We start from the raw sequence: 25,469 nt of genomic DNA, 5'->3' as shown, positions 1-25,469 counted from the left end.
TGCGGCCTAGCTGTATTCCGTCATGCTTTTGGGTAGAAATAATGGGTAGAATCACTGGGTAGAACCTTACCTAGCGATGCCATCATGCAAACCATCAAGAATCACATTCTGCTACGCGGCTCGACGTATCACGTACGCCTTGATATCCCTGCCGCCCTTCGTGCTGCTTATGGCAATCGACGTGTGCTGAGTAAGAGCCTCAAGACGGGTGACGCCCTGCTGGCTCGTGAACTCGCTGCGGCACAAATAGCAGCTTGGAAAGCTGGGTTTCGACAATTCAAGGATGAACAAATTCGACGTGGGGACGACTGGCAGGAACACATAGCCAAGCATGGGCGGGCACTAGACATTAGTCGGCGTAGACAGCTACTCGCCGCTGTAGATGACAGCACCCCAGCACGCACAGAAGCCGAGGCCGATGCGATCCTCCAAGCAATGCAAAAATTCTTGGCTGAGTCAGAAGCAGAACAGCTTGCCGCAGGTATTCCCCAAGAACAGATCGACCGTGCCAATGAGCTACTGCGCCTGAAGCTCACAACAGCAGGTGTTGACCGTGTTGCCCACATTAAACAGCTGAACGAGCTATCCCGCCGAACAATGGTGGCCTATGCCGCCCAAGACAACGTGCTTTCGCCCGAAGAACAAGCCGAAGCCCTGACACTCATTAGCAGCCCGAACGGCTTCAAACCAAAATCACCATTCACCAAATCACTGCAACAGCGTTTCGATGTGCACCTATCCACGCAGTCTGATAACGAACGCACGCGCTCCGTCGCGCTATCCAAGATCGCAACCTTTTCGGATTGGCTGACAGCCGAAGGGCACCAACTCACTTTCGACAGCGTGGCTCAGTTTCTCGACACCCTAGGATCGAACCGGCAGACACGCCAAGGCTATTTGTGGGCACTGCGCAAGCTTCATAAATGGGCTGTGCGCTATGAGCAGCACTACCGCCAGCAATTCGCAGACAAGCCGAGTCCCTTTGATGGGCACACACACCCACGAGTTGGGAAAGGCTCTGGTGGCTCTTGGGCTGCGTTCTCACGAAAGGAAGCCGAACGTCTTCACTGTGCCGCTATGGCAAAGCAGGACAATGACCTTGCCGACCTGATTGCCTTCGCCTGCTGGACTGGTGGCAGGATCGAAGAGCTTGGCAGGATCAGCACCAGCACAACGGTATTCGACGATCTGGGTGAGCCTGCCGCTTTTCGTGTTGAAGATGCCAAAACCAAGGCCGGGGTTAGAGAAATTCCAATCGCCTCAAAGCTCGCACCTTTATATAAGCAGCGCCTGTCGCATGCCCAGGCTCAAGGTGGTTATCTGTTCTCAGGCAACAATAAAACCAAATCCGGTATTCGGTTAAACGCCCTGTCGCAAAGATTCACTAAGCTGAAACGAGCCGAGGGCTTCAGCGATAAGCACGTTTTTCATAGCTTCAGAAAGCTGACAGCCACGCAGCTTGAACAGGCGGGTGCCCCTGCCCTCGTTGTGCCATCAATCTTAGGCCACATCCGTGGAAGCCTCACATTCGATCTGTATTCAGCTGGTGCGAGTCTTGAGCAAAAGAAAGCAGCCATTGAACTACTGGCCTTCGACTTTGGCTAAACATCAATCGAAATTGGCTTTTACCCACTCTACAGCGTAGTAAAACAAGCGTTCTCTAAAATGGCTACTATAGTACGCCCCAGCACTATCAGCCGTTTATCCCGTAGAATTACCACACTATAGACGACATAGATAACAACACACTTGCCCAGATATAGATGTTTGCTGGCCTGAAATGAAAATAATAATAAAATAAATGAAATAGTTGGCTAAAAACTATTGACAGCACGATTTCTCGTGATATTTTGTACACATGGGGAGAGATTTTATTTAATTACCTCCCACACCAAATTTATCACAACCAATACCTGACCTGAGTCGGGTTTTTTCGTTTTCTTATGCACTCTTACGGGACATTCGAGCGTGGAAGAACAAAAGAAGCACATAGATGCTGATTATCTTTATTTAGTTAATCAGCCGGGGTGGTTCCCGTAGAGTTTATTTCCTTTCTCTCGCTATGTGTAAATTCTCTGGAGATGCCTCTGTCTCCAGTTCTAATTCCTGATGCTGAGTGCTTGCTACAGGCTCAGCATTTTTATTGCTCTAAATTTAATTATTACACCCATAGGAGGCCAAGCATGGCAATGACCTATCGCCCTTGTATTGTCTGCCATCAGCTTATGCAGTGTGCCAGGGCCAACAAATATTGCTGTTCCAATCTTTGTCACTCAAGGATGCATAAGCGCCGGGTGAAACTCGGACTGAACACAAAAGAAATGATTGACTTGCTAAAGCAAGAAATGTCAATACCAGAAAACACATAACCCAACCACGACTCTACAGTTCACAACCCAAGCCAGAGGACACACGAAACGTCAGAGCTTGCACGAGAATAAGAAGAGTCTCCTAACAGGAGGCTATATGCCAAATTTCTTCATTATTAACAAACCTTCGAACCTGATCTTGAATGTTGTAGTTCTCAAGAGCAGCCCTGCCGATTCGAAGGATCATAAGTTTATCCCAGCCACAGATAAAGCAATCGCCGTCCTCGATAAGTGGATGATCAAAAATCCCGGCTTGATGCTGGACATTGGCGACCTAATGTCTCGAAGTCCTTATATCGCTGATTATGTGTCTGCAAAACGCAAACATGGTGCAATGCCGCAACGGCAATATTACCGAGAAGAACAATTCGAAAAGACTGCTGATCGCCTCTCTGCTATATGCACGTGGATCACTGAACATCCTGATGCTGATGAGCACGATTTGAATGAAGTTTTCAATACAGGAACCGTGGCTGCTAAAGCCTATTTGCTGCATTACAGAGCATAAAATCTTGCAGGACGGGGCTTAGTATCAGTTGCAACAAATACAGCTCTACAGCCCCCGTCATTGCTGATACGAAACAAGCAAAATCACCATATCCGAGCCTAATTTGAGGACAACAACAATGGCAACAAAAGTATGCCCTGTTTGTAATAACGAGTTTGAACAGCGAAGAGCAAACCACAAGCATTGTAGTGCCAATTGCACACTAAGCCTCCATCGTATTCGACGTAAAGCACTTGAGGCATTCCACAACACTCTGCTCAGTCTTCAATCAAAAACATCTGTATTGCTGTTGATTGATGGGATGGCACAACAAAAGGAAGGAAACTGATACGAGACACTTTGTATTTGGGCACCAAGGCTTATCAAAAGGAAACATTGTTACTTGATGCCGAACTGCTTGTCAGACTTTACCAAATAGCACGAAGCCAAGAGAAAACACTATCTGAGCTTGTGAATAACATTCTTGAACAAGGAGTCAATAAATGACCAATGACCAAACTGTAGCCATAAAAGTTAAGTTCTGGCAGAGCGATATGGATCGGTTCACAGCGATCAATACAGACAACACCGGACGACGAATGAATTCTGTGGCTTCTGTTCTATCAGAGCTTTTCCAAGATTACCTGATAGCAAACGAGCTTAGACTTGAATTGAAGCGGCATGCCATCGAAGAAGGTAGGAACAGGACAGACTGAAGTAGCCAAGTGACTCTGTGTCAGTAGCCATATGACTCTGTGTCACTATAGTAATACTGATTAAATAAAACAGATATAGAAATAAAGATAAAAGCATAAAAGCTGTTTTTCTTCTTTCTTCAATGCATCAGCTTAGCTCAGGTCTTCGACCGTTCACACGCTGACACATTAGAAACAGCCAGTACCAATCTTGTTCGTCTACGACTCACGCTTAGCACTGTAATAAGCAAGAGCAGAAGCAAAGCTTGGTTTTGTGTTGACTTGTATTTGCATTGTTGGTGCATAGCCTTCGGCTTCATACATTTGTGTTGGTGCAAAGATCGCAAGATCATAGAAATATAAATAGCCAACTGACTCTGTGTCACATGGCTCTTAATCATCTGAATGAGTATGCAATATGAAAATCCGAATCACACTGTGCGACAAAGCAAGTGATGAATTGTTGCAGCTTATGGAACACCTCGGACACTCCAGCCCGAGCCATACATGCAATCAAGCCGTCACTGCTCTTTTTAACCAATTCCTAAACGTCCATCCCCTTGAGGAGAATATTACTAATGGCAAGCCAACTATTCGCTAAATCTGAATCACAGCTTGATATTTACCTGCCCGCTTACAAGACCATCCTTTCTGCTATTGGCTATCAAGGTGTGGCGTTGGTAACAGGCGAAGACGGTAAACCTGAGAAGGACACAGAAGGCAAGCTTACTGGAGAGCTTGAGTTCAAAGTGCTTCCCCTATCGGCAGAACAAAAGCTGGTATGGCTGTATGTGCTCGATCGCTACAAATTCTTTACTGACGACAAGCGAGCCTACTTCGACAATCAGATTGATATTGCTAAGGCTTGTGGTGTTAGTGAAAGGACAGTTCTCCGCTTCTTCAAAGACTTGAGTCTGTCGGGCTACCTGCAAATCAATCAAACCCGCATTGGTGGGCACAAGTCGAACAGCTATGTTATTACTCGCGATCTGGAGTTAGTTCAGAAGTCCAAGGAACACACCCAGAAGCCCGCACCAGCGCCTGTAGCGCCCTCTGCCACTGTATCCGTATCAGACGATGCCCCGGCATTCGATACCCAAGGCGACGCCCTGGACGACGCTGTGCCCGCTGGTGCTGACTGGGCCTGTGAAGCTGTACCGCTGGACGCATACGCCACGTTCAACCCCGAAGAAGACGACGATGGCTCTGCCGGTGATGCGTTCGCATACGAAGCTTTTGAAGCCCTGCCTGTAGCACAAGAAACACAGGAAGCGAAGCCAATCATTGTGCAAGCTCCCGCTACTGTTGGTGCCCAGTTTGAAGACATGCCTGACAAACGCTTCTGCCGTAATGGGGACTTGTCAGCAGAGATGCTTAGTTGGTGCAAAGTTAAAGGAATCAAAATCATTGAAGATGACTATGACCATATTTTTGTGATCGATGGTAAGCGACACATTTTCAACAATGGCTTCTTTGTTCAGTGCAACACCAACAGCGCAGCTAAACCAAAGATTGAAGAAGAAATAATCTCTCCTTTCTAAAGATTGCTTCCCCCGCCTTTAAAAGCATCACCCTTATATATCATTTAAATCGAATTTGACTCATCCAGAGTCAATGCTGCGGGAAGCTATTGCCCCGCATTTAACAACTAAAGAGGAAACATAATATGCAAACCACAACTACCAAACAGCACGTACAACGCCCTATGATCTTCGACCAGAAGGTTCTTGATTCTCGAATCACAGCAGCTCAAGAAATCTTCAAGAACAGTCATGCTGCTCACCAGAAGCTTCAGGCTCCAATCTTCCAACTGTTCATTGAAGAGCTTCTGAAGCTATCAGCACAGGGCTATGCATATGCAGATAAGTTCCCATGCCGTGCTGGAAGCCTGGACTATTCTTGCTATCTAAGCAAACCAGCCTCAGAACAAGAATCTGACCTTCTCCGTGTAGCAGAAGAAGTTGAGGCTAAGTATCGTCAAGAAATTGAAGACTGGAATCAAGCTCAAAAATCACTGCTTGCCGATCAACTCTACCAAGCAGAAAAAAAGAAGATTGAAGACGCTGAGCGCAAGAAAGAAGAGAAACTTCGCGCACAAGCTGAGAAGGAAGCCGCTGAATACTTCAACACCGTTATCACCAAAGAACAGGAATCTAAATAATGAGCGACTATGTTATGAAACAAATTATCAAAGCATCGGAAAAGCTTAAGGCAAAACAAGCCGTAGCCACTACCACCAAGCCAACAACCCCGGCACAACCAATTAAGAAAACAGAGCTATCAGAGGCTGAGATTGAAAAGTATGTAGCTATCATTGCCAAGGCGGCTGAAGGCTATACACCACCAAAGAATGAATCTTTGCTGGATCAGATCATTCGTGAGCGCTTGGAAGCGATGGGTATTAGTCCAGCTTATTAGCAGATAACTTTCTATTAATTGCCTAAAAAATGACCAGCTGGCTTGTCAGGGTTAATGAGCAAGGATGCTCAAAATCCGCTAACCACGATGTCCACTGGCATGACTGTTTTGGATGTTAAGCAGGATGCCTTTTCCCATAACTCTCTAGGTTTATACAATTTGAAAACCACAATTTTAGTGCTGCCATTGGCCTGCTTGATAGCCATCGCAGTCAGAGCACCCGAACTCGCACCGGGATATACAGACCGATAGTAGTAACGTTAAGGTTTTGCTCCTTCGTAAAGGAATGTGCACCATAGTCTTCTGCTCTCTGGATTTCTGCCTGGCTGCCAAAGCACCTCACCAGTTATGTCGCTGGGAATGCGATACACGATCTTCGTTGGCATAGTAACGAAGGGGTTAACCGGCCTTAGCCCGATGCCATAACCATCAGCCATCACCGTCTCTGAATGGTCATATCGAAGCATTTTCCCGTTAGGCTGCTTGATTACAAGCTCACCCTCAAACGGCAGGCGTCCTTCTGAATCCTCATTCTTTAACGTGGCGTCAATAATCACGAACTGTGATCCATCCCAATGTTCTGGCTCGGAAAAGCTACTGCCTGTGCCTACCATTTTAGAGACACTGCAATTTTTTATACCGATGTTGAAGTGATCAAATTTGGCTGACCTAAATGACTCTGTCGCTACCCGCTGGTAGCCTTTCTCCAGCGGTTCTGGGTCAAAATAGATATTCTGCAAGCCGCAAAATACGATATCTGAGACTTCGTTACGGTGTTCGTATGATTTTGACAGGTACTTTTGGGTGTATTTTTTATTCAAAGACTCTTGATAGTTTATGGAGCTATTCAGGAAGCTCCGCTGGTCAGCACTCAAAGATTTTCCAGTTTCGAGCATTAGCCTGCTGAACTCAGTATCGCCGTGCTTCTTCCTTATGTCGGTGATTAGGCTGTCCCGCTCCAAGGCAAAGCGGAAGGCGCTCGACAACGCACCAGATGCAGCCATGTCGTAAATTTCGCGTAGCTCTTGTGAGCTAACACGACCCGCAAGCTGCTTTGCGGATGCATTACAGGTGTCCTTGGTGACTGGTGTGTCGATGCGGTCATTTGCATGAGCGATTGCTGAGCAGAGCAGAACAACCGCTCCTCCGGTAAGCACCTTTACTGACAATGATTTCATCGCTGCCTTCCTTGCAAGGTTGAAGAAGCGTACGGACGCGCTTTGCTAGGATGATGATATCAGACCGCCATCGCCTGGCTGGCTTTCTACACTGATGAGCCTCGTTCTGCTCCTATCGTGTATTCAATAGGCCATAGGCTGCTGAATACGATTCGATGAACACGCTTCGCTTGAAAAGATGTATTCAAATAGGTTGTGTTCATTGGGTTTACTGCCTACACTGCGAACATCTAAGACGTAGATGAACACAGCAAGGGGTAGATTATGGCAACGGTCGGTTATGTTCGAGTTAGCACGGTGGACCAGAACACAGAGCGTCAGCTTGACGGCCTCACCCTGGACAAAGTGTTTGAGGACAAGTGCAGCGGTAAGGATGCTAACCGCCCTGCGCTACAGGCTCTGATTGACTACGTGCGGGAAGGTGACACGGTAGTGGTTCACGACATTAGCCGTATGGCCCGTAACCTTGAAGACCTGTTGAGCCTCGTTAAAGCCTTCAACAAGCGCGGCGTAGCGGTACGGTTCAATAAGGAGGGATTGAGCTTCACAGGCGAAGCCAGCCCTATGCAGGAACTCATGCTGTCTATGCTCGGTGCTGTGTACCAGTTTGAACGCTCAATGATGCTGGAGCGTCAGCGGGAAGGTATTCAGCAAGCCAAGGCAGCAGGCAAATACAAAGGTGGTAAGCCTCGGGTCGATATAGAGGCAATCAAAACTGCTCTAGATTCTGGCCTGTCCATTCGCAAAGCAGCAGAGACGCTTGGTGTTGGTATCAGCACCATTCAGCGAGTTAAAGCGACAATTTAACCTTCTCAAATTCCACCAAGCCCTGCCTTTCGGTGGGGCTTTTTTTTGTACGTGCTGCAACCACCCTCAAACACCGATCAAAGCCGCTATAACAGGCCTCTACAGCACCTCAGAACGTGCGTTCTCTACACATCAGTACATACACACAGTCCAACGCTTAGCACAGCGTAGAGCACACCATATTTTGAAAAACCAAGACAGGGAGGGTACTTAACATTCTGCCGTAGTCAAGCGCTATTCCATTCGAGCCAAGGTTTTCCAGAACACATCCACTACAGATATTTTCCCACCCTGAAGGTCAGGATATTTCAGCAGCAACGCCACTGGATTTTGACGGGGGCAGGAAATTTCCCATATAGGGGATTGTAGAACGAATAGCTTGGAACGCCGATGTGCTGGGCGTTAGAGCCTTGTCTTGGTTGACTATCTTGGTATGGGATATTTTCAGATATGGAAACACCCTTCACAGATCAGCAAAGGGTGTCTTTTTAGGCGGGGGGGTTAGGGTAGGTCGAAACGTCGCGGGGTATCCAGCCTGCGATTTAGCGTGTAGTCGGGTGTGTTCGGGCTGACCTCAGGAAATTGCTTGATCACAAGGTCTAGCGGCCCAATCAGCTCGGTCTCTGGCTCCTTGTAACCTTTGGTATTCCCAAACCAACTATTGCCAGTTTTTACGATCAACTCCGGCTCAATTTCGCCAATGGTTCGTAGCACTTGCCGCTCCACCATCAGACGCCACCCCTCTTCAGACTCCGCATCTGCCACCTTTGGACGGACCGAAATGTTTCCGGTCTTTTGCACATCTCCGACGTAGTAGCTGAACTCAATTTCTACTGTTTGTTGTGTCATACGTTGCTCCTTGATGCCGCAGGCATTGGTGCCAACAAGCCACTATAGAGCGATATCGGCGTCGCACTGACCAAGCCTAGTCGATCCTCAATGCAGGTCGTCGGACGCTTTGTTTACATATCAGAAAACGTAACGGGATGGGCTTCGGTCCCACGTGCGAGTAACTGGAAGCGGTAGATAGCCGTTCAGCCTCTGCGGGTGCGCTTCGATCTTGTCTTGGGTCTGAACGGTTGAGGCGATAAAAACCGGGTGACTTTCGTTAGCTGTCGCACTGAGAGTGAGGCCGAATATGACGAACGCAGATTTGATCTTTGGCATCTGAAATTCCTTTTCCAGAAGATTTGAAGAGCCGCATAGCCTAGCGCCAGCATTGCCAGATGCAAGCTAAAAGACAGTGAGCCGCGAAGGCAGTCACAGAGGTGAGGAAAAGGGGCAGATCACTCCGCCCCTCTGAAGGTTAGAAAAGGGTCAATTGCCCTGGATGACTACGCCAGTGGGCGCACACGTCCTCCCAGTGACCAAGCCGGAACCTCCGGTATGCCCTAACGTGAACACTACGGAACTGGCGCCCATACAGCCTACGTCTACGAGGAGGTCTCATTTCCGATCCCCCTTTTTGCGACGAATAGGCAAGCGCCACGCCTTCAGCCCGTAGGCACGAGCGTCCAGCAATTTGTTCCCACACCGGCGATACCGGCAATACGTGTATTCCTGTCCATCTTCATCAGATGGAGGTAACTCATTGTGGCTCATGGAAATTCCTCAGAAGGAACCCGCCACGAACCGAACGGTGCGCAAGAAATTGCAGACTCGCCCCTTGACCGCTTTGTCATTTAGCGCGATAAAACGGTTGAGTGCGTAAGGGTGTATGCCTACAATGCGCGCCTCGCTCAATTCGTGACCGGGTTGGGTTTGCTTTCCTCAGGGTCAGTTTTGGTCGACGGTCCCTTTGGTTAGCGTTAGTGTTGCATAGGCTCCAGTCGCTTCTCAGCGGATGGGGCTTTTTTGCGTCCGCAATAATATGCCCATAATAATGTTACTGAGCCATCACCGCTTGGGTCAAGCTCTAGTCCCTTCTTTTTATACGGCATCCTTCCGTAGGCCGTATGCTAGTCAGACGCTATGAAGATCACAACCTCAAAACACAACATGTAGTGTGATTTGACCTATAGCCAGCACAGGATATCGTTTGGAACGGCAATTGCAAGCGGACCGAAATGAACAACCTGTGGATAACTTGTGACTGAGATGTGAGCAATTAGGCTTAAAATCGCTACAGCCTTAGTGCCACTAGGCGTGCAGCAATATCAGAAAAATTGACTGAAATTTTGCTTGGAAAAAGCTTCGTCTCGTGCGGGGTGACACGAGCACACCGGAACACACCGGAACACACATGTAGTCGCTCACCGGAATGCAGCATGGTGGGGATTTTTGGGTAGAGATATTGGGTAGAAGCTGATCTTTTATATTCGTTTAAGTATCTGATTTATAACAACTTTTAATAAGTCAGATAGAAACACAGCTTGTACATCAACATCTCCGCACAGAAACGGTTGGCGGAGCATGCGCTCCACCGAGTGGATTGTGTTCAGGTCCAGAGCGTATTGGGTGCCCCAGGTCAAGATCAGACGTTGGCGTCGTTGCTTGGTTCAGCAATGGCGGACCGGCTCGTCTTCGGGCAAGAAAAAGCCCGAAACGCTTGCACGCTTCGGGCTCTCTGCCCTAACCCAACCTTAGTCTACCCAGACCCGGGCATTACGGAACATGCGCATCCAGCCACCATCCTCCTGCCACTCGTCAGGGCGCCAGGAGTTGGTCACGGCACGGAATACACGCTCCGGATGCGGCATCATGATCGTCACGCGTCCGTCCCGCGTGGTGAGCCCCGTAATGCCACGCGGCGAGCCGCCAGGGTTGGCCGGGTAACGCTCGGTGACCTTGCCATGATTGTCGATGTAGCGCAGCGCTACCGTCCCGGACAAGTCCGCTTCAAGCAGCGCTTCTTCGCTTTCGAATTCCGCGTGACCCTCGCCGTGGGCAATGGCAATCGGCAGCCGCGACCCGGCCATGCCCTGAAGGAAGATCGACGGGGAATCCTGAATCTGTACCATCGCCACACGCGCTTCGAACTGCTCGGAACGGTTACGCACGAAGTGCGGCCAGAACTCGCTGCCAGGTACCAGTTCGTGCAGGTTCGACAACATCTGGCACCCGTTGCAGACGCCAAGGGCAAAGCTGTCCTTGCGTTCAAAGAACGCACTGAAATCTTCGCGAGCGCGACCATTGAACAGGATCGATTTGGCCCAGCCTTCGCCAGCGCCCAACACGTCGCCATAGGAGAAACCGCCACACGCAACCAGCCCCTTGAATCGCTCCAGACTGATACGTCCCGACAGGATATCGCTCATGTGCACGTCGACGGCGGCGAAACCTGCACGGTCGAACGCAGCCGCCATTTCAGTCTGCCCATTGACGCCCTGCTCACGCAGGATCGCCACCTCAGGCCGCACGCCACGCTTGATGTACGGCGCGGCGATATTGTCGTTCACGTCGAAACCTAGGGTAACGCTCAAGCCCGGGTTGTCTTCTTCAAGCAGCGCGTCGAACTCCTGATCGGCACAGTCGACATTGTCCCGAAGACGCTGGATCTGATAGCTCGTCTCGGACCACTGCCGCTGAAGCAGACGGCGATCACCGGCGAAAACATCTGCGCCTTCAAACTTGATCGCCACATGGCTGTTGTTGACCGGCTGCCCGATGACCGAAACGCAATCGGCAAGGCCTGCCGCGCTGAACTGTGCGAGAACGATTTCCGTATCGCCCTGGCGAACCTGGATCAGCGCACCCAATTCTTCGTTGAACAACGCTGCCGGGATGTGAGCGGCCGCTTCAACAAGGGAATCGAGATTGAGGTTGAGTCCGCAATGGCCGGCGAACGCCATTTCCAGCGCAGTGGTCAGCAAACCGCCGTCGGAACGGTCGTGATAAGCCAACAACAACCCGTCTGCGTTCAACCCCTGGATTACGGCGAAGAAGGCTTGCAGATCCTCCGCATCGTCGACATCCGGCGCCTGACGCGCCATTTGGCCGTAGACCTGCGCCAGGATAGACGCGCCCATACGGTTCTGGCCGCGACCCAGGTCGATGAGGATCAGATCAGTTTCGCCCTTGTCCAGACGCAGCTGCGGCGTCAGGGTCTGGCGGACATCAACAACCGGGGCAAAGCCGGATACAACCAGCGAGAGCGGCGAGGTCACGCACTTGTCTACGCCCTCTTCGGTCCAGCGGGTCTTCATCGACATGGAGTCCTTGCCGACCGGAATGGTGATGCCCAACTCCGGACAAAGCTCCATGCCAACCGCCTTGACTGTGTCAAACAGGCGCGCATCCTCACCCGGATGCCCAGCAGCGGCCATCCAGTTGGCGGACAGTTTGATGTCGGAAATCTTCTCGATACGTGCCGCAGCGAGGTTGGTCAGTGTTTCGCCGATGGCCATGCGGCCCGACGCGGGCGCATCGAGCAGAGCCAGCGGTGTACGCTCGCCCATGGCCATGGCTTCGCCGGTGTAAACGTCATAGCTGGTCGCCGTGACTGCGCAATCAGCCACCGGGACCTGCCACGGCCCGACCATTTGATCACGCGCGACCATGCCGGTGATGCTGCGATCGCCGATGGTGATCAGGAAGCTCTTGCTGGCGACTGCTGGATGGTGAAGTACGCGAGCGATCGCCTCTGACAGGTCGACCTGATCAGGCGAAAAGTCATCCCCCAGCTCGGCCTCGCGAACAGCGCTGCGATGCATGCGCGGCGCTTTGCCGAGCAGGACGTTGAGCGGCATATCGACCGGATTGTTACCGAAATGGCTGTCGGCTACCGTCAGGTGCGGCTCGGCCGTGGCTTCGCCGACTACGGCGAAGGGGCAGCGCTCACGCTTGCAGATTTCCTCGAAACGCTCGAGGTCCGCCGCATCGACTGACAGTACATATCGCTCCTGGGATTCGTTGCACCAGATCTCATGGGGCGCCATGCCAGGCTCATCGTTAGGCACGTTGCGCAGTTCGAAACGACCGCCACGACCGCCGTCATTGACCAGTTCCGGAAAGGCGTTGGACAGACCACCGGCACCGACGTCGTGAATAAACTTGATCGGGTTCTTGTCGCCAAGCTGCCAGCAACGATCGATCACTTCCTGACAGCGACGCTCCATCTCAGGGTTGTCACGCTGCACCGATGCGAAATCCAGATCGGCGGAGCTGCTGCCGGTCGCCATGGATGAGGCTGCGCCGCCACCCAAACCGATGAGCATCGCCGGGCCACCGAGCACGATCAGCTTTCCACCAATCGAGATCTCGGCTTTCTGAACATGATCTTCACGGATGTTGCCCATGCCGCCAGCCAGCATGATCGGCTTGTGGTAACCCCGCACTTCTTCGCCTCGCGGGGTGCTGATTGTCTGCTCGAAGGTCCGGAAATAACCGTTCAGGGCCGGACGGCCGAATTCGTTGTTGAACGCTGCGCCACCCAGCGGCCCCTCGATCATGATGTCGAGCGGCGTCACGATGCGCTCGGGTTTGCCGTACGGCACTTCCCAAGGCTGCTCGAAGCCTGGAATGTTGAGGTTGGAGACGGTGAACCCTGTGAGGCCGGCCTTCGGCTTTGCGCCGCGCCCGGTAGCGCCCTCGTCCCGGATTTCGCCACCCGAGCCAGTGGCAGCGCCTGGGAACGGCGCGATCGCAGTCGGGTGGTTGTGTGTTTCCACTTTCATCAGGATGTGCACAGGCTGCTGGTTCGCAGAGTACTCGCCCGTTTCCGCGTCCGGGTAGAAACGTCCGGCCACGTTACCCACGATGACCGCGGCGTTGTCCTTGTAAGCGGACAGCACGCCTTCGCCGTGCATCTGAAAGGTGTTCTTGATCATGCCGAACAGCGACTTCTCCTGGCTTTCACCATCGATGTCCCAGCTGGCATTGAAAATCTTGTGACGACAATGCTCGGAGTTGGCCTGCGCAAACATCATCAGCTCTATGTCGTGCGGGTTACGCCCAAGGCCGTTGAAACTGGTAACAAGGTAATCGATCTCGTCTTCGGCCAAAGCCAGACCCAACGCCACATTGGCCTGCTCCAGCGCGGCACGGCCGCCCCCCAGCACATCGATCGCGCGCAGCGGTTTGGGTTGTGCGTGGCTAAACAGATCCGCCGCACCCTCGAACTGCTCGAGCACCAGTTGGGTCATCCGGTCGTGCAGGGCCGCTGCGACCAAGCCAGCATCGGCCTCCGATAACTCGCCTTCGACGTAGTAGGCAATGCCGCGCTCAATGCGCTGGATCTTGTCGAGGCCGCAGTTGCGCGCAATGTCGCTGGCCTTACTCGACCATGGCGAGATGGTGCCGAAGCGTGGAATGACCAGAAACAGTCTTCCTGCCGGTTCCTGAACCGGAACGCTTGGGCCGTATTTCAACAGCCGGGCCAGTACTTGCTGCTCGTCCGCACCAAGCGTGCCGGATACCTCGGCGAAATGAGCAAACTCGGCGTACAACCCGCTGACAGCGGGGACCTTATCGGTCAATTGGGCCAGGAGCTTACCGTGACGGAAGGCGGAAAGAGCGGGGGCGCCGCGCAGGATCAACATCGTCGGAACAGCCTCGGAGGGGGGAGCAGTCGGGCCGCGTATTCTAGCCCATGACGACGTCCGAGGCTAAGGGGACGCCGCCGATTTAAGCTCAGTGACGGAACGTGAGCGTTCAGTTCGAGCTGATGACTCACGCCCCTATGTAACGCTGAATCAGTGGAGGATCTGGCTGAGGAATAGCTTGGTGCGCTCGTTGTTCGGATTAGTGAAGAAGGTCTCGGGTTCCGCCTCCTCAACGATCTCCCCCTTGTCCATGAAGATCACCCGGTCAGCGACGGTGCGTGCAAAGCCCATCTCGTGGGTCACGCAGAGCATTGTCATGCCGCTTTCGGCAAGGCCAACCATGGTATCCAGCACTTCCTTGACCATCTCCGGGTCCAGCGCCGACGTGGGCTCGTCGAACAGCATGATCTTCGGCTTCATGCACAACGCCCGCGCAATCGCAACGCGCTGTTGTTGGCCCCCGGAAAGCTGCCCCGGAAACTTGTCAGCCTGCTCCGGAATCCGTACGCGTTCCAGATAGTGCATGGCCACTTCTTCGGCCTGGCGACGCGGCATCTTGCGCACCCACATGGGTGCCAGCGTGCAGTTCTGCAGCACGGTGAGGTGCGGGAACAAGTTGAAGTGCTGGAATACCATGCCCACTTCGCTGCGGATCGCTTCGATCTGCTTGAGATCGTTGGTCAGCTCCACACCATTGATTACGATGCGCCCTTGCTGGTGTTCCTCAAGGCGATTAAGACAACGAATGGTCGTGGACTTGCCTGATCCCGAGGGCCCGCACAATACGATGCGCTCGCCTTGGGTCACGTTGAGATTAATGTCCTTGAGCACATGGAACTGGCCGAACCATTTGTGTACGCCCTGCATCTGAATGACCGGTTCACCGGCCTGCTCAGGCTGTTCGGGCTGAAGAGATGTGTCGTTCATGTTGCCTCTCCTAATTTCGATGACCGGTGTCGAGCTTGCGTTCCAGGTGCATGGAATAGCGCGACATGCCAAAACAGAAAATCCAGTAGACCAGCGCCGCAAATACGTAACCCTCAGTCGACATGCCTAGCCAGGCAGGGTCCGAGGTGGCGCGCTTGATGCTGTTAAGGAAATCGAACAGACCGATGATGATCACCAGACTGGTGTCCTTGAACAGGGCGATGAAGGTATTGACGATGCCGGGTATGACCATCTTCAGGGCTTGCGGCAGAATCACTAGCACCATGCTGCGCCAGTAACCCAAGCCCATCGCCGCGGCCGCTTCGTATTGCCCCTTAGGGATCGCCTGCAGGCCTCCACGAACCACTTCGGCGATATAAGCCGCCTCGAAGAACACCACCATCACCATGGCACGCATCAGCTTGTCGAGGTTCATGCCCTCCGGCAGGAACAACGGCAACATCACCGAGGACATGAACAGCACGGTGATCAGCGGCACGCCGCGCCAGAACTCGATGAAGGTGATGCATAGGACACGGATGGCTGGCATATCCGAACGTCGACCCAGCGCCAGCAGAATCCCGAGCGGCAGTGCGCCAGCGATACCGACTGCGGCAATGACGATGGTCAGCATCAAACCACCCCAGCGGCTGGTCGGAACCGTCTCAAGGCCCAGGAAGCCGCCATGCAACAGCCAATAGGCAAGCAGTGGATAGATCACCAGAAAAGCGATGCCGTAGCTTGCCTTGTGTCGCATCTGCCGCAAGAACAGCGGCGCGGCACCAATGATGGCGAGCCAGGCCGTAGCATCCACCCGCCAGCGCAGCTCCGGTGGGTAGAAGCCGTACATGAACTGGCTGAAGCGCGTCTGCACAAACACCCAGCACGCACCCTCACGCGAACAGTCCGCCCGGGTTTCGCCAGTCCAGTCGGCCTTGATGATCGCCCAGTCGATGATGGGAGGCACTATCAACCAGATCAGATAAAGACCGACCAGGGTCAGCAACGTATTGATCCAGTTGGAGAACAGATTGGCCCGCATCCAGCCCACCACACCAATATTGGTAGAGGGCGCCGGCAGGTCCGGTTTGAAAGTATGGGTCGTCATGCGCTCGTCCTTACCGCTCGATCAGCGCAATGCGCTTGTTGTACCAGTTCATCAGCAGCGAGATGCTGATGCTGATGGCGAGGTACACACTCATGGTGATGGCCATGGTTTCGATCGCCTGACCGGTCTGGTTGAGCACCGTCCCTGCAAACAGCGAAACCATGTCGGGATAACCGATCGCTGCCGCTAGCGAAGAGTTCTTCGCCAGGTTGAGGTATTGGCTGGTGAGTGGCGGAATGATCACCCGCATGGCCTGGGGGATAATCACCAAACGCAACACACGTCCCGGACGAAGGCCCAACGAAGCGGCCGCTTCAGTCTGCCCGTGGCTGACCGACTGGATACCTGCACGGACTGTCTCACCGATGAAAGCCGCGGTGTAGATCGATAACGCAAGCACAATCGACACCAGCTCGGGAATCACAACCCAGCCGCCACGAATATTGAAACGCTGAAGCTCGGGCACTTCCCAAAGAAAAGGCGCTCCCATCACCAGCGAGCAGATCGAGGGGATTGCGATAAACAATGCCAGGCTGGCTGAAAAGATGGGAAACGTCTGGCCGGTGGCGTGACGCCGAGCACGTGCCCAGCGATTGAGCATGACGATCGCCACCAGCGCGACGAACATCGCCACCCAAAACGACCAGAAGCCTTCCCCAGCACTGGGCGCGGGCATCTGAACGCCTCGGTTGTTGATGAACACCACATCCCAAAGACTCAGGCTTTCTCGCGGTCCTGGCAGCGGGCTGAGCACTGCGAAGTAGACGAAGAAAATCTGCAGCAATGGCGGGATGTTGCGAAACGTCTCTATATAGACAGTCGCGATCTTGCGTATCAGCCAATTGGGTGAAAGCCGCGCCACCCCGAGAATGAACCCGATAATAGTGGCCAGGATGATGCCGATTATGCTGACCAGCAGCGTATTGAGCAGGCCAACCCAGAAGACACGACCATAAGAGTCGCTCTCGCTGTAGTCGATCAGATGCTGGGAAATGCCGAAACCGGCAGCGTTATCGAGGAAACCGAAGCCTGACGTAATGCCTCGGTGCGCGAGGTTCGTCTGTGTGTTGTGAAACAGAAACCAGCCGATCGCTACTACTGTTATTACGGCGATGACCTGAAACAGAAAGGCACGCGCCTGCGGGTCCGTGAGCAACGAGCCGCGGGCGGCTCCTGCTTTGGCAATGGTTCGCATCAAGAAACCTCATACGGCGCTGCCGGTGCACAGGCACCGGCAGCGCTCATCCTTGAAACAAGGTCGGCAGAGCGCCGACCCAGCTCGGTCAACGCACCGGGGGCGCGTACTGCAGACCTCCATTGGTCCAAAGCGCGTTCAGGCCGCGCTCAATATTCAGATCGCTACCTGAACCGATATTGCGCTCGAACACTTCGCCATAGTTGCCGACTTGCTTGACGATCTGAACCGCCCAATCCTTAGGTAATTTCAGATCCTTGCCGTATTCACCTTCGGCGCCTAAGAGACGAGCTACGTCAGGATTCTTGGTGTTCTTCGCCTTTTCCTCGACATTGGCCGAAGTGATACCCAGCTCCTCCGCATTGATCATCCCGAACAATGCCCAGCGAACGATATCGAACCATTCTTCATCACCTTGACGCACGGCCGGGCCGAGTGGTTCTTTGGAGATGACCTCAGGCAATACGATGTAGTCGTCCGGCTTGGCCAGCTTGATGCGCTGGGCGTAAAGCTGGGACTGGTCAGAAGTGAGCACGTCGCAACGCCCTGACTCCAGCGACTTGGCGCTTTCGTCGGAGGTGTCGTAGGTGATCGGGGTGTATTTGAGGTTGTTAGCGCGGAAGTAGTCGGAGAGGTTCAGTTCGGTGGTAGTGCCCGCTTGGATGCAGACGGTCGCGCCGTCGAGTTCCTTGGCGCTGGAAACACCGACCGCTTTGTTGACCAGAAAACCCTGCCCATCGTAGTAGGTCACGCCAGTAAAGTTCAGCCCCATTGCAGCATCACGCGAACTGGTCCAGGTCGTGTTACGCGACAGCATGTCGACTTCACCGGACTGCAGCGCCGTGAAGCGCTCCTTGGCGGTCAGTGGGCTGTATTTGACCTTACTCGCATCACCGAACACCGCAGCCGCAACGGCACGGCAGATATCCACGTCGATTCCCTTGTACTCGCCCTTGGCATCGGTGTAGGAAAAGCCAGGTAGCCCGTCGCTGACGCCGCATTGCACGAAGCCCTTGCTCTTCACCGCGTCCAGGGTCGCCCCTGCCTGAGCCAAGCCGCTTGCGCCCAAAAGTGTCGCAGCACCAAGCACGGCCAGTGTGGATTTAACCCTTATCATCGAAACCTCCAGTTTGCTTTTATTCTTGTGGTCAGAGTCTTCCGCCTGGATCACAGGCTGCCGCTCGATACCTTTCGAGGGGGCGAAGAAGAAACTGACCTCAGTCTAGCCGCCGTTTGATTATCAGCAACTCCTCCCAACACGCCGCTTGCAGAAGTGCCGCTGACTTCCGGCGCATTGGGCAAATCAGACAAAGCAAGCGGCGTACCAGAACCCTGAAGGCCCCTTACGGGCCGCCGTGCGCTTCATTGCCGAGCTCAGTAAAGGTAACCTCGCCGCAGATTGCTGCATTTTTTCTCTGCGCCCGCACCAACCTGGCGCGTGCCGCCCGAACGGAGCCCAACATGAGTGACCCGCTGATCATCGAACCCGCAACTACCGCCGACGCGTGCGTCATCTGGTTGCACGGCCTTGGCGCCGACCGCTACGACTTCCAGCCAGTCGCCGAAGCGTTGCAGCAACGGCTGACGACGACACGCTTCGTGCTACCCCAGGCACCGACTCGCGCGGTCACTATTAACGGTGGCTGGGCCATGCCGAGCTGGTATGACATCCTCGCGATGAGCCCCGCTCGCGCCATCGACCAGGCGCAACTGGAACAGTCAGCGCAAAGCGTGATCGACCTGATCGAGGCACAGCGCGACAGTGGCATCGATCCCGCTCGCATTTTTCTGGCCGGCTTCTCCCAAGGCGGTGCAGTCGTCTACCACACAGCCTTCCTGCGCTGGCCCGGCCCTCTGGGTGGTGTCATCGCCCTTTCCACCTACGCACCGACCTTCAATCCGGACCTGAAGCTGTCGCCATTGCAGGCCGCGCTTCCGGTACTGGCGCTACACGGTGCGAGGGATGATGTCGTGCTGCCGGCAATGGGGCGTGCCGCCTATGACTGCCTGATACAGAACCAGGTGCAGGCACAATGGAAGGACTACCCGATGGCCCACGAGGTGGTACCCCAGGAAATTCGCGATATCGGCGAATGGCTGGCCGCTCGGCTGGATTGATGTACTCAGCGATAGTTGACCGACTGCAAAGAAAAAATGTGACGCTGCGCGCCTGTCTTGATTGGTGATTACAGCTACGCTTGGCATGGGTAGAACAAAACTCGATGCGCCTGCCGTTGTAGTGTTGCATCGCGGCCAGCAGAAGCCGACCTAGCCAGCCTTGAAGGGATGCGTGCGATAGTCATGACGAGGATGTCATCCGAGCGGATTGTGCAGCCATGAACCCGGCCAGCTGGCGGGTAGAAATGCAGCACCTCAGACAGGCGCGCCTGCTAGACCGAGTGGACGAACCCTGTCTGCGCCTGCTGCAGGAAGTCTTCGAGCCCTGCACGGCCATACCTGGCGAAATTCTGCTATCGCCGCACGTACATAACCACTATCTCTATCTGGTTCTTGGCGGTGAGCTGGCGGTCCATCTGGATTCGCTCGAAGGCAGCCCGGTTCGCTCAATTGGCCCCGGCGACTGCGCGGGTGAAATCAGCTTCATGGACGATCTGCCCCCATCGGCGTACGTACTGGCACTGGCGGATTCGGTCCTGCTGCGCGTGCATCGACGTTCGATGCAGTTGCTGACTCGCTCGCCACAGCTGATGCAGAACCTGGCTGAACTGCTTTGCCAGCGTGTGCGCCTGAGCGACCGCCTGATCATCAATAGCGAGCAAAATGCCAATATCGACAAGCTGACCGGCTCGTTCAATCGCCGCTGGTTGGAGCATATCTACGGTCGCGAGAGCGCCCGCTGCGCACTGGGCGGCCAACCACTTTCGCTCCTGATGCTCGACGTCGATCGCTTCAAAGAATACAACGACAAACTTGGGCATCTGGCGGGCGATCATGCGCTCTGCCTGGTGGTCAACACACTCGGCAAACTGCTGCGCCCAGCCGACAGCCTGGTGCGCTATGGCGGCGAAGAATTCGTGGTACTGCTGCCCGAGATGACCATCGGAGATGCGCGAAACGTTGCAGAACGGCTACGTCGCAGCCTTGAAGACGTCGCCTCGTTCCATTCGCCCATCGGCTTACTGCCGGGAGTGACCATATCGATTGGCGTAGCACCGATGCGATTGAACGATGATCTGGACAGCCTCATCAACGAGGCTGATCGCGCGCTCTACCGAGCCAAGGAACTGGGCCGAAATCGCGTCTGCGGTTGAAACAGCGCTGCGACCGACCATCCCTGAGCAAGTCTTCGCCGTATCTGCTTCTTGCATTACACTGGCGAGCAAACCTTACAAGACACAGACGAGAAGACCGTGCTCAAAGCACTAAAGAAGATGTTTGGCAAAGGCTCGAATCAGCCTGCGACCACCGAAGTTGAAATCAGCACCTCAATACACCAGGGCGCCAGCGACCCGGCGTACTTCGAAAAGGCCAAAACGCAACAGGATGATGCCCCCAAGGCCAGCCCCAGGCCGCGCCGTGAACGGGCAAGCAAGCCTGCCGCCCCGCCGGCGCCAGTCTGGAAGCTGGAAGATTTCGCAGTCGAGCCAGCCGAAGGCAAGACCCGGTTTCATGACTTCAAGCTCGCCCCCGGGCTTATGCACGCCATTCACGACCTTGGCTTCCCTTATTGCACACCGATCCAGGCTCAGGTTCTCGGCTTTACCCTCAAAGGCCGCGACGCTATTGGCCGGGCCCAGACCGGCACCGGCAAAACCGCCGCGTTCCTGATCTCGACCATTACTCAGCTGCTACAAACCCCACCACCTGCGGATCGATACATGGGCGAGCCACGTGCCCTGATCATCGCGCCGACTCGTGAGCTGGTCGTGCAAATTGCTAATGACGCGCTGAACTTGACCAAATACACCGGTTTGAACGTCATGAGTTTTGTCGGCGGCATGGACTTCGACAAGCAACTCAAGGCGCTCGAGTCTCGCTATTGCGACATCCTGGTAGCAACGCCCGGACGCCTGCTGGACTTCAATCAGCGCGGCGAAGTGCACCTGGATATGGTTGAGGTGCTGGTGCTCGACGAAGCGGATCGCATGCTAGACATGGGCTTCATTCCTCAGGTCCGCCAGATCATTCGCCAGACGCCCCCCAAGAGCGAACGCCAGACGTTGCTGTTCTCGGCCACTTTCACCGAAGACGTGATGAATCTGGCCAAGCAGTGGACCACGGACCCGGCCATCGTCGAGATCGAAGCGATCAATGTGGCCAGCGACACAGTCGAACAACACGTGTATGCCGTGGCAGGCAGCGACAAATACAAGTTGCTCTACAACCTCATTACCCAGAATGACTGGACCCGCGTGATGGTCTTCGCCAACCGCAAGGATGAGGTGCGTCGCATTGAGGAGCGCCTTACCCGCGATGGCATCAGCGCTGTTCAAATGTCAGGCGACGTTCCCCAACACAAGCGCATCCGAGCACTAGAAGGTTTCCGCGAAGGCAAGATTCGCGTGATGGTTGCCACCGATGTCGCCGGCCGCGGGATTCATGTCGATGGCATCAGCCACGTGATCAATTTCACCCTGCCGGAAGTCCCCGACGACTACGTCCACCGCATCGGCCGGACCGGCCGGGCCGGGGCCAGCGGCACGTCGATCAGTTTTGCCGGGGAAGACGATTCCTTCGCCCTGCCGGCGATCGAGGCATTGCTGGGTCGAACGATCAGCTGCGAAATGCCGCCTGCTGAGCTGCTGGCAGCTGTCCCACCCATGCGCTAAGCGCAGAAAACAAAAAGGCGAAGCAGGACCCGGCTTCGCCTTTTATGCACCTAGAGTCTAGTCTACGGATCCTGGCTCGCATTCGGCTAGTCGGTCGGACCCTGTTGCCAGCGATCGGCTGCATCCCGGTCGCTGCAGCGACCTTCGACCCAGCGTGTTCCCTCCGGGGTGTCTTCCTTTTTCCAGAAAGGCGCGCGGGTCTTCAGGTAATCCATGACGAATCGACACCCATCAAAAGCGGCCTCGCGGTGAGCGCTGGCGGCACCGACAAACACGATGGGCTCCCCCGGCTCCAAGCGCCCTACTCGGTGCAGAATCTCCAACCTGAGCAGCGGCCAGCGCCCAGCGGCCTCGTCGATGATCTTCTGCAGCGCCTTCTCGGTCATTCCCGGGGCATGCTCGAGGAACATTCCAGCAACATCGCGACCCTCATTGAAATCACGTACGTAGCCGACGAAACAGGTGACCGCACCAATACCGAGATTGGCCGCATGCAAGGCATTGAGCTCGACGCCAGGGTCGAATGGACTCTGTTGGATTCGTACGCCCATGGTCAGCCTCCCGTCACGGTGGGAAAGAACGCCACTTCATCGCCGTCTGCGAGTGGCTCGTCGAGGCTGCACAGCTCCTGATTGCGCGCGCACATCAGATTCTGCTCACCAAGCACCGCCCACTCGGCCCCGCGTTCCAGCAGTCGCAAGCGCAGGTCGTCGACCTGTTGCCAGGAGGCGTCCCATTCCAACTGTTCGGAATCACGGCCCAGAGCCTCACGATAACGCGCAAAAAACTGCACCTGGATCATGCTGGCACCTGCCAGTGACCACTCTTGCCGCCCAGTTTTTCTAACAGTCGAACACCCTCGATCACCATGCCCTTGTCGACCGCCTTGCACATGTCATAAATCGTCAGCGCTGCGACGCTCGCAGCGGTCAAAGCTTCCATTTCCACACCGGTCTGGCCCGCCAACTTGCAGCGCGCCTCGATCCTCACGCAATCGTCGCCTTCCGGCTGCAGGTCGAGCCGGATGCTGGTCAACAGTAAGGGATGGCAGAGGGGGATCAGTTCGTGAGTCTTTTTTGCTGCTTGAATGCCAGCGATACGGGCGACCGCGAAGACGTCGCCCTTCGGATGCCCGCCTTGCTGGATCATCTGCAGGGTTTCGGGAAGCATGCGAACCTTGGCTTCCGCAACCGCCTCGCGCGCCGTGACGGCCTTGGCAGTAACGTCGACCATGTTGGCCCGCCCTTGGGAATCGAGGTGCGTGAGCATTTCTAATCCTGCTGAGACTGTGAGGTCCCGCAGTTTAGCTCAGCTGGAAGCTGGAAGCTGGAAGCGAGCCCGTGCCATCGCTTCCTTCTAGGCCTTGATTGCTTGGAGCTGCTAACTCCAGCCTCCAGCAGTGTTACTACATATGGGCCTCGGCGTACTCGGCCAGGACCGAACGAGGAACGCCCTGCAAGGTGATGTGCATCCCGTGCGGGAAGTCCTTGAATCGTTCGGTGAGGTAGGTAAGCCCCGAACTGGTCGCGGACAGGTACGGCGTATCGATCTGAGCCAGGTTACCGAGGCAGACCACCTTCGATCCGCTGCCGGCCCGGGTGATGATGGTCTTCATCTGGTGCGGCGTCAGGTTCTGGCATTCATCAATAAGGATCAGGCTCTGCTGGAAGCTGCGTCCGCGGATGTAGTTCAAGGATTTGAACTGCAGCGGAACCTTTTGCAGGATGTAATCGACGCTGCCGTGAGTGCTCTCGTCGTCCATGTGCAGCGCTTCGAGGTTATCGGTGATCGCACCCAGCCACGGCTCCATCTTTTCCGCCTCGGTGCCTGGAAGGAAACCGATGTCTTCATCCAGGCCCTGCACGCTGCGCGTGGCGATGATGCGACGGTAACGCTTACTCACCACTGTCTGCTCGATGGCGGCCGCCAGGGCCAGGATTGTCTTGCCCGACCCCGCTGCGCCCGTCAGATTGACGAGATGAATATCCGGGTCGAGCAGTGCAAAGAGCGCCAACGCCTGATGGATATCACGCGGCCGCAGCCCCCAGGCCTCCTGATGCAGCAGGGGCTCCTGATGCATGTCGAGCAATAGCAATTCGTCGGCCTTGATGCCCTTGATCCAGCCAACGAAACCTTGCTCATCGAGAATGAATTCGTTGACGTGCACGGCGGGCAAGTTGTCGATCAACTGAACCCGATGCCAGGTGCGGCCATGCCCCTGATGGGTATCGACCTTGCTGACCCTGTCCCAGAACGACCCGCTGAGGCTGTGATATCCGCGGGACAACTGCCCGACGTCGTCGACCAGTTTGTCAGTGTGGTAATCCTCCGAGGCGACGCCGCAGGCACGCGCCTTGAGCCGCATATTGATATCGTTGGTGACCAACACCACCGGAACGCCCGCGCTGCGCCGCTGCAGATCGACGACCTGATTGATGATCTTGTTGTCGTTGAGGTCCTCTGGAAGCCCGTTTGAATCGGCGACTTTGCTCATCAGGATCGACAGGCTGCCGCACGGGCCGCTTTTTTCACGCTGAATGGGGACACCAAGTTCGACTTCTTCGGGGGTAGCGTCACCCAGCACCTTGTCGATCAGGCGGATCACCTGTCGACACTCTGCAGCCACGCTGTGCTTGCCGGTCTTGAGCTGGTCCAGCTCTTCGAGCACGGTCATCGGGATGGCGACCTGATGCTCCTGGAAGTTCAACAGCGCGTTGGGGTCGTGAATCAGAACGTTGGTATCAAGAACGTAAAGGGTGGGCTGAGTTGCGCGGGGTCTGCCGTAGTCATCCATACGCGATCACCTTTTCGGAGCCGGATCGACGGAGAGCCAAAGCGCTCCGCCGCAGAAAGAACCACCGTGCGCAAGGTGAGCGGACTTGGGTGGCAGGGGCTTGGGGCCACCCAGAGGCCGCCACCTGTGAGTGCAGGTTTCGGCGGTCTTGCTTCAGGTAATACCGCAAAAAAGATGACAGGAAAAAGTCTTTTTCAAACTGATGACGTTTTTTTATCG

The 25,469-nt window shown here is 54.8% G+C and carries 21 protein-coding genes; 10 read left to right on the top strand and 11 right to left on the bottom strand.

Annotation, left to right across the window (positions count from 1 at the left end; genetic code table 11):
• Positions 1–84 precede the first annotated feature (84 nt).
• The 6 genes from ACQKEK_RS00800 (at position 85) to ACQKEK_RS00775 (ending at position 5,969) form a co-directional block, all read left to right on the top strand.
• Positions 85–1,605, top strand: a complete 1,521-nt coding sequence (locus ACQKEK_RS00800; RefSeq protein ID WP_499140759.1) for a tyrosine-type recombinase/integrase — start codon at positions 85–87, stop codon at positions 1,603–1,605.
• Between the two features lie 861 nt (positions 1,606–2,466).
• Positions 2,467–2,877, top strand: coding sequence for a hypothetical protein (locus tag ACQKEK_RS00795; protein ID WP_499140758.1), 411 nt, complete (start codon positions 2,467–2,469; stop codon positions 2,875–2,877).
• Positions 2,878–3,359: 482 nt separating this feature from the next.
• Complete coding sequence (locus tag ACQKEK_RS00790) at positions 3,360–3,572, top strand: hypothetical protein (RefSeq protein WP_499140757.1); 213 nt, start codon at positions 3,360–3,362, stop codon at positions 3,570–3,572.
• Positions 3,573–4,129: 557 nt separating this feature from the next.
• Complete coding sequence (locus ACQKEK_RS00785) at positions 4,130–5,092, top strand: hypothetical protein (RefSeq protein ID WP_499140756.1); 963 nt, start codon at positions 4,130–4,132, stop codon at positions 5,090–5,092.
• A gap of 125 nt (positions 5,093–5,217) precedes the next feature.
• Positions 5,218–5,712, top strand: coding sequence for a hypothetical protein (locus ACQKEK_RS00780; protein WP_499140755.1), 495 nt, complete (start codon positions 5,218–5,220; stop codon positions 5,710–5,712).
• Positions 5,712–5,969: a hypothetical protein gene (locus tag ACQKEK_RS00775; protein ID WP_499140754.1), complete on the top strand. Its 258-nt coding sequence runs from the start codon at positions 5,712–5,714 to the stop codon at positions 5,967–5,969. Before ACQKEK_RS00780 ends, ACQKEK_RS00775 begins: the two co-directional genes overlap by 1 nt.
• 260 nt (positions 5,970–6,229) lie before the next feature.
• Here the strand turns inward: ACQKEK_RS00775 and ACQKEK_RS00770 are convergent, their stop codons facing one another.
• Complete coding sequence (locus tag ACQKEK_RS00770; RefSeq protein ID WP_499140753.1) at positions 6,230–7,147, bottom strand: DUF4352 domain-containing protein; 918 nt, start codon at positions 7,145–7,147, stop codon at positions 6,230–6,232.
• Positions 7,148–7,411: 264 nt separating this feature from the next.
• Here ACQKEK_RS00770 and ACQKEK_RS00765 point away from each other — a divergent pair, with 264 nt between their 5' ends.
• The gene (locus ACQKEK_RS00765) at positions 7,412–7,954 is read left to right on the top strand and encodes a recombinase family protein (protein ID WP_499140752.1); all 543 of its coding nucleotides are present in this window, start codon (positions 7,412–7,414) and stop codon (positions 7,952–7,954) included.
• A gap of 501 nt (positions 7,955–8,455) precedes the next feature.
• Here the strand turns inward: ACQKEK_RS00765 and ACQKEK_RS00760 are convergent.
• From ACQKEK_RS00760 to ACQKEK_RS00735, 6 genes are all read right to left on the bottom strand, one after another.
• Entirely contained in the window at positions 8,456–8,803 is a 348-nt protein-coding gene (locus tag ACQKEK_RS00760; protein WP_499140751.1) for a hypothetical protein, read from the bottom strand.
• 1,733 nt (positions 8,804–10,536) lie between these two features.
• Positions 10,537–14,433, bottom strand: coding sequence for a phosphoribosylformylglycinamidine synthase (purL, locus tag ACQKEK_RS00755; protein WP_499140750.1), 3,897 nt, complete (start codon positions 14,431–14,433; stop codon positions 10,537–10,539).
• Between the two features lie 153 nt (positions 14,434–14,586).
• On the bottom strand, positions 14,587–15,363 hold the full coding sequence (locus tag ACQKEK_RS00750; protein WP_045429444.1) for an amino acid ABC transporter ATP-binding protein: 777 nt from the start codon (positions 15,361–15,363) through the stop codon (positions 14,587–14,589).
• A 10-nt stretch (positions 15,364–15,373) separates the two neighbouring features.
• Positions 15,374–16,471, bottom strand: a complete 1,098-nt coding sequence (locus tag ACQKEK_RS00745) for an amino acid ABC transporter permease (protein ID WP_499140749.1) — start codon at positions 16,469–16,471, stop codon at positions 15,374–15,376.
• Between the two features lie 10 nt (positions 16,472–16,481).
• Positions 16,482–17,666: an amino acid ABC transporter permease gene (locus ACQKEK_RS00740; protein WP_045429450.1), complete on the bottom strand. Its 1,185-nt coding sequence runs from the start codon at positions 17,664–17,666 to the stop codon at positions 16,482–16,484.
• Between the two features lie 88 nt (positions 17,667–17,754).
• Positions 17,755–18,783 (bottom strand): amino acid ABC transporter substrate-binding protein, encoded by a 1,029-nt coding sequence (locus ACQKEK_RS00735; RefSeq protein WP_499140748.1) that lies wholly within the window; start codon positions 18,781–18,783, stop codon positions 17,755–17,757.
• A gap of 344 nt (positions 18,784–19,127) precedes the next feature.
• On the opposite strand from ACQKEK_RS00735, the gene ACQKEK_RS00730 reads away from it, so the two are divergent.
• From ACQKEK_RS00730 to rhlB, 3 genes are all read left to right on the top strand, one after another.
• Positions 19,128–19,784 carry an alpha/beta hydrolase gene (locus tag ACQKEK_RS00730; protein WP_499140747.1) on the top strand — a complete coding sequence of 219 codons (657 nt, stop codon included), beginning with the start codon at positions 19,128–19,130 and terminating at the stop codon, positions 19,782–19,784.
• A 218-nt stretch (positions 19,785–20,002) separates the two neighbouring features.
• Positions 20,003–20,938 carry a GGDEF domain-containing protein gene (locus ACQKEK_RS00725; RefSeq protein WP_499140746.1) on the top strand — a complete coding sequence of 312 codons (936 nt, stop codon included), beginning with the start codon at positions 20,003–20,005 and terminating at the stop codon, positions 20,936–20,938.
• 99 nt (positions 20,939–21,037) lie between these two features.
• The gene (gene rhlB / locus ACQKEK_RS00720; RefSeq protein ID WP_499140745.1) at positions 21,038–22,456 is read left to right on the top strand and encodes an ATP-dependent RNA helicase RhlB; all 1,419 of its coding nucleotides are present in this window, start codon (positions 21,038–21,040) and stop codon (positions 22,454–22,456) included.
• 86 nt (positions 22,457–22,542) lie between these two features.
• Here the strand turns inward: rhlB and moaE are convergent, their stop codons facing one another.
• The 4 genes from moaE to ACQKEK_RS00700 all read right to left on the bottom strand — a co-directional run bounded on the left by moaE (position 22,543) and on the right by ACQKEK_RS00700 (position 25,250).
• Complete coding sequence (moaE, locus tag ACQKEK_RS00715; RefSeq protein ID WP_499140744.1) at positions 22,543–23,007, bottom strand: molybdopterin synthase catalytic subunit MoaE; 465 nt, start codon at positions 23,005–23,007, stop codon at positions 22,543–22,545.
• A gap of 2 nt (positions 23,008–23,009) precedes the next feature.
• Positions 23,010–23,258 (bottom strand): MoaD/ThiS family protein, encoded by a 249-nt coding sequence (locus ACQKEK_RS00710; RefSeq protein ID WP_128121550.1) that lies wholly within the window; start codon positions 23,256–23,258, stop codon positions 23,010–23,012.
• Positions 23,255–23,725: a cyclic pyranopterin monophosphate synthase MoaC gene (gene moaC / locus ACQKEK_RS00705; protein WP_064481699.1), complete on the bottom strand. Its 471-nt coding sequence runs from the start codon at positions 23,723–23,725 to the stop codon at positions 23,255–23,257. Before moaC ends, ACQKEK_RS00710 begins: the two co-directional genes overlap by 4 nt.
• Positions 23,726–23,861: 136 nt before the next feature.
• Positions 23,862–25,250, bottom strand: coding sequence for a PhoH family protein (locus ACQKEK_RS00700; RefSeq protein ID WP_499140743.1), 1,389 nt, complete (start codon positions 25,248–25,250; stop codon positions 23,862–23,864).
• Positions 25,251–25,469 lie beyond the last annotated feature (219 nt).

Origin of the sequence: Pseudomonas sp. NPDC077408 (assembly GCF_050269105.1) — a bacterium.
Classification (GTDB): domain Bacteria; phylum Pseudomonadota; class Gammaproteobacteria; order Pseudomonadales; family Pseudomonadaceae; genus Stutzerimonas.
Note: the sequence above shows the minus strand (reverse complement) of the source record. Positions and strands in the feature narration are given on the sequence as shown.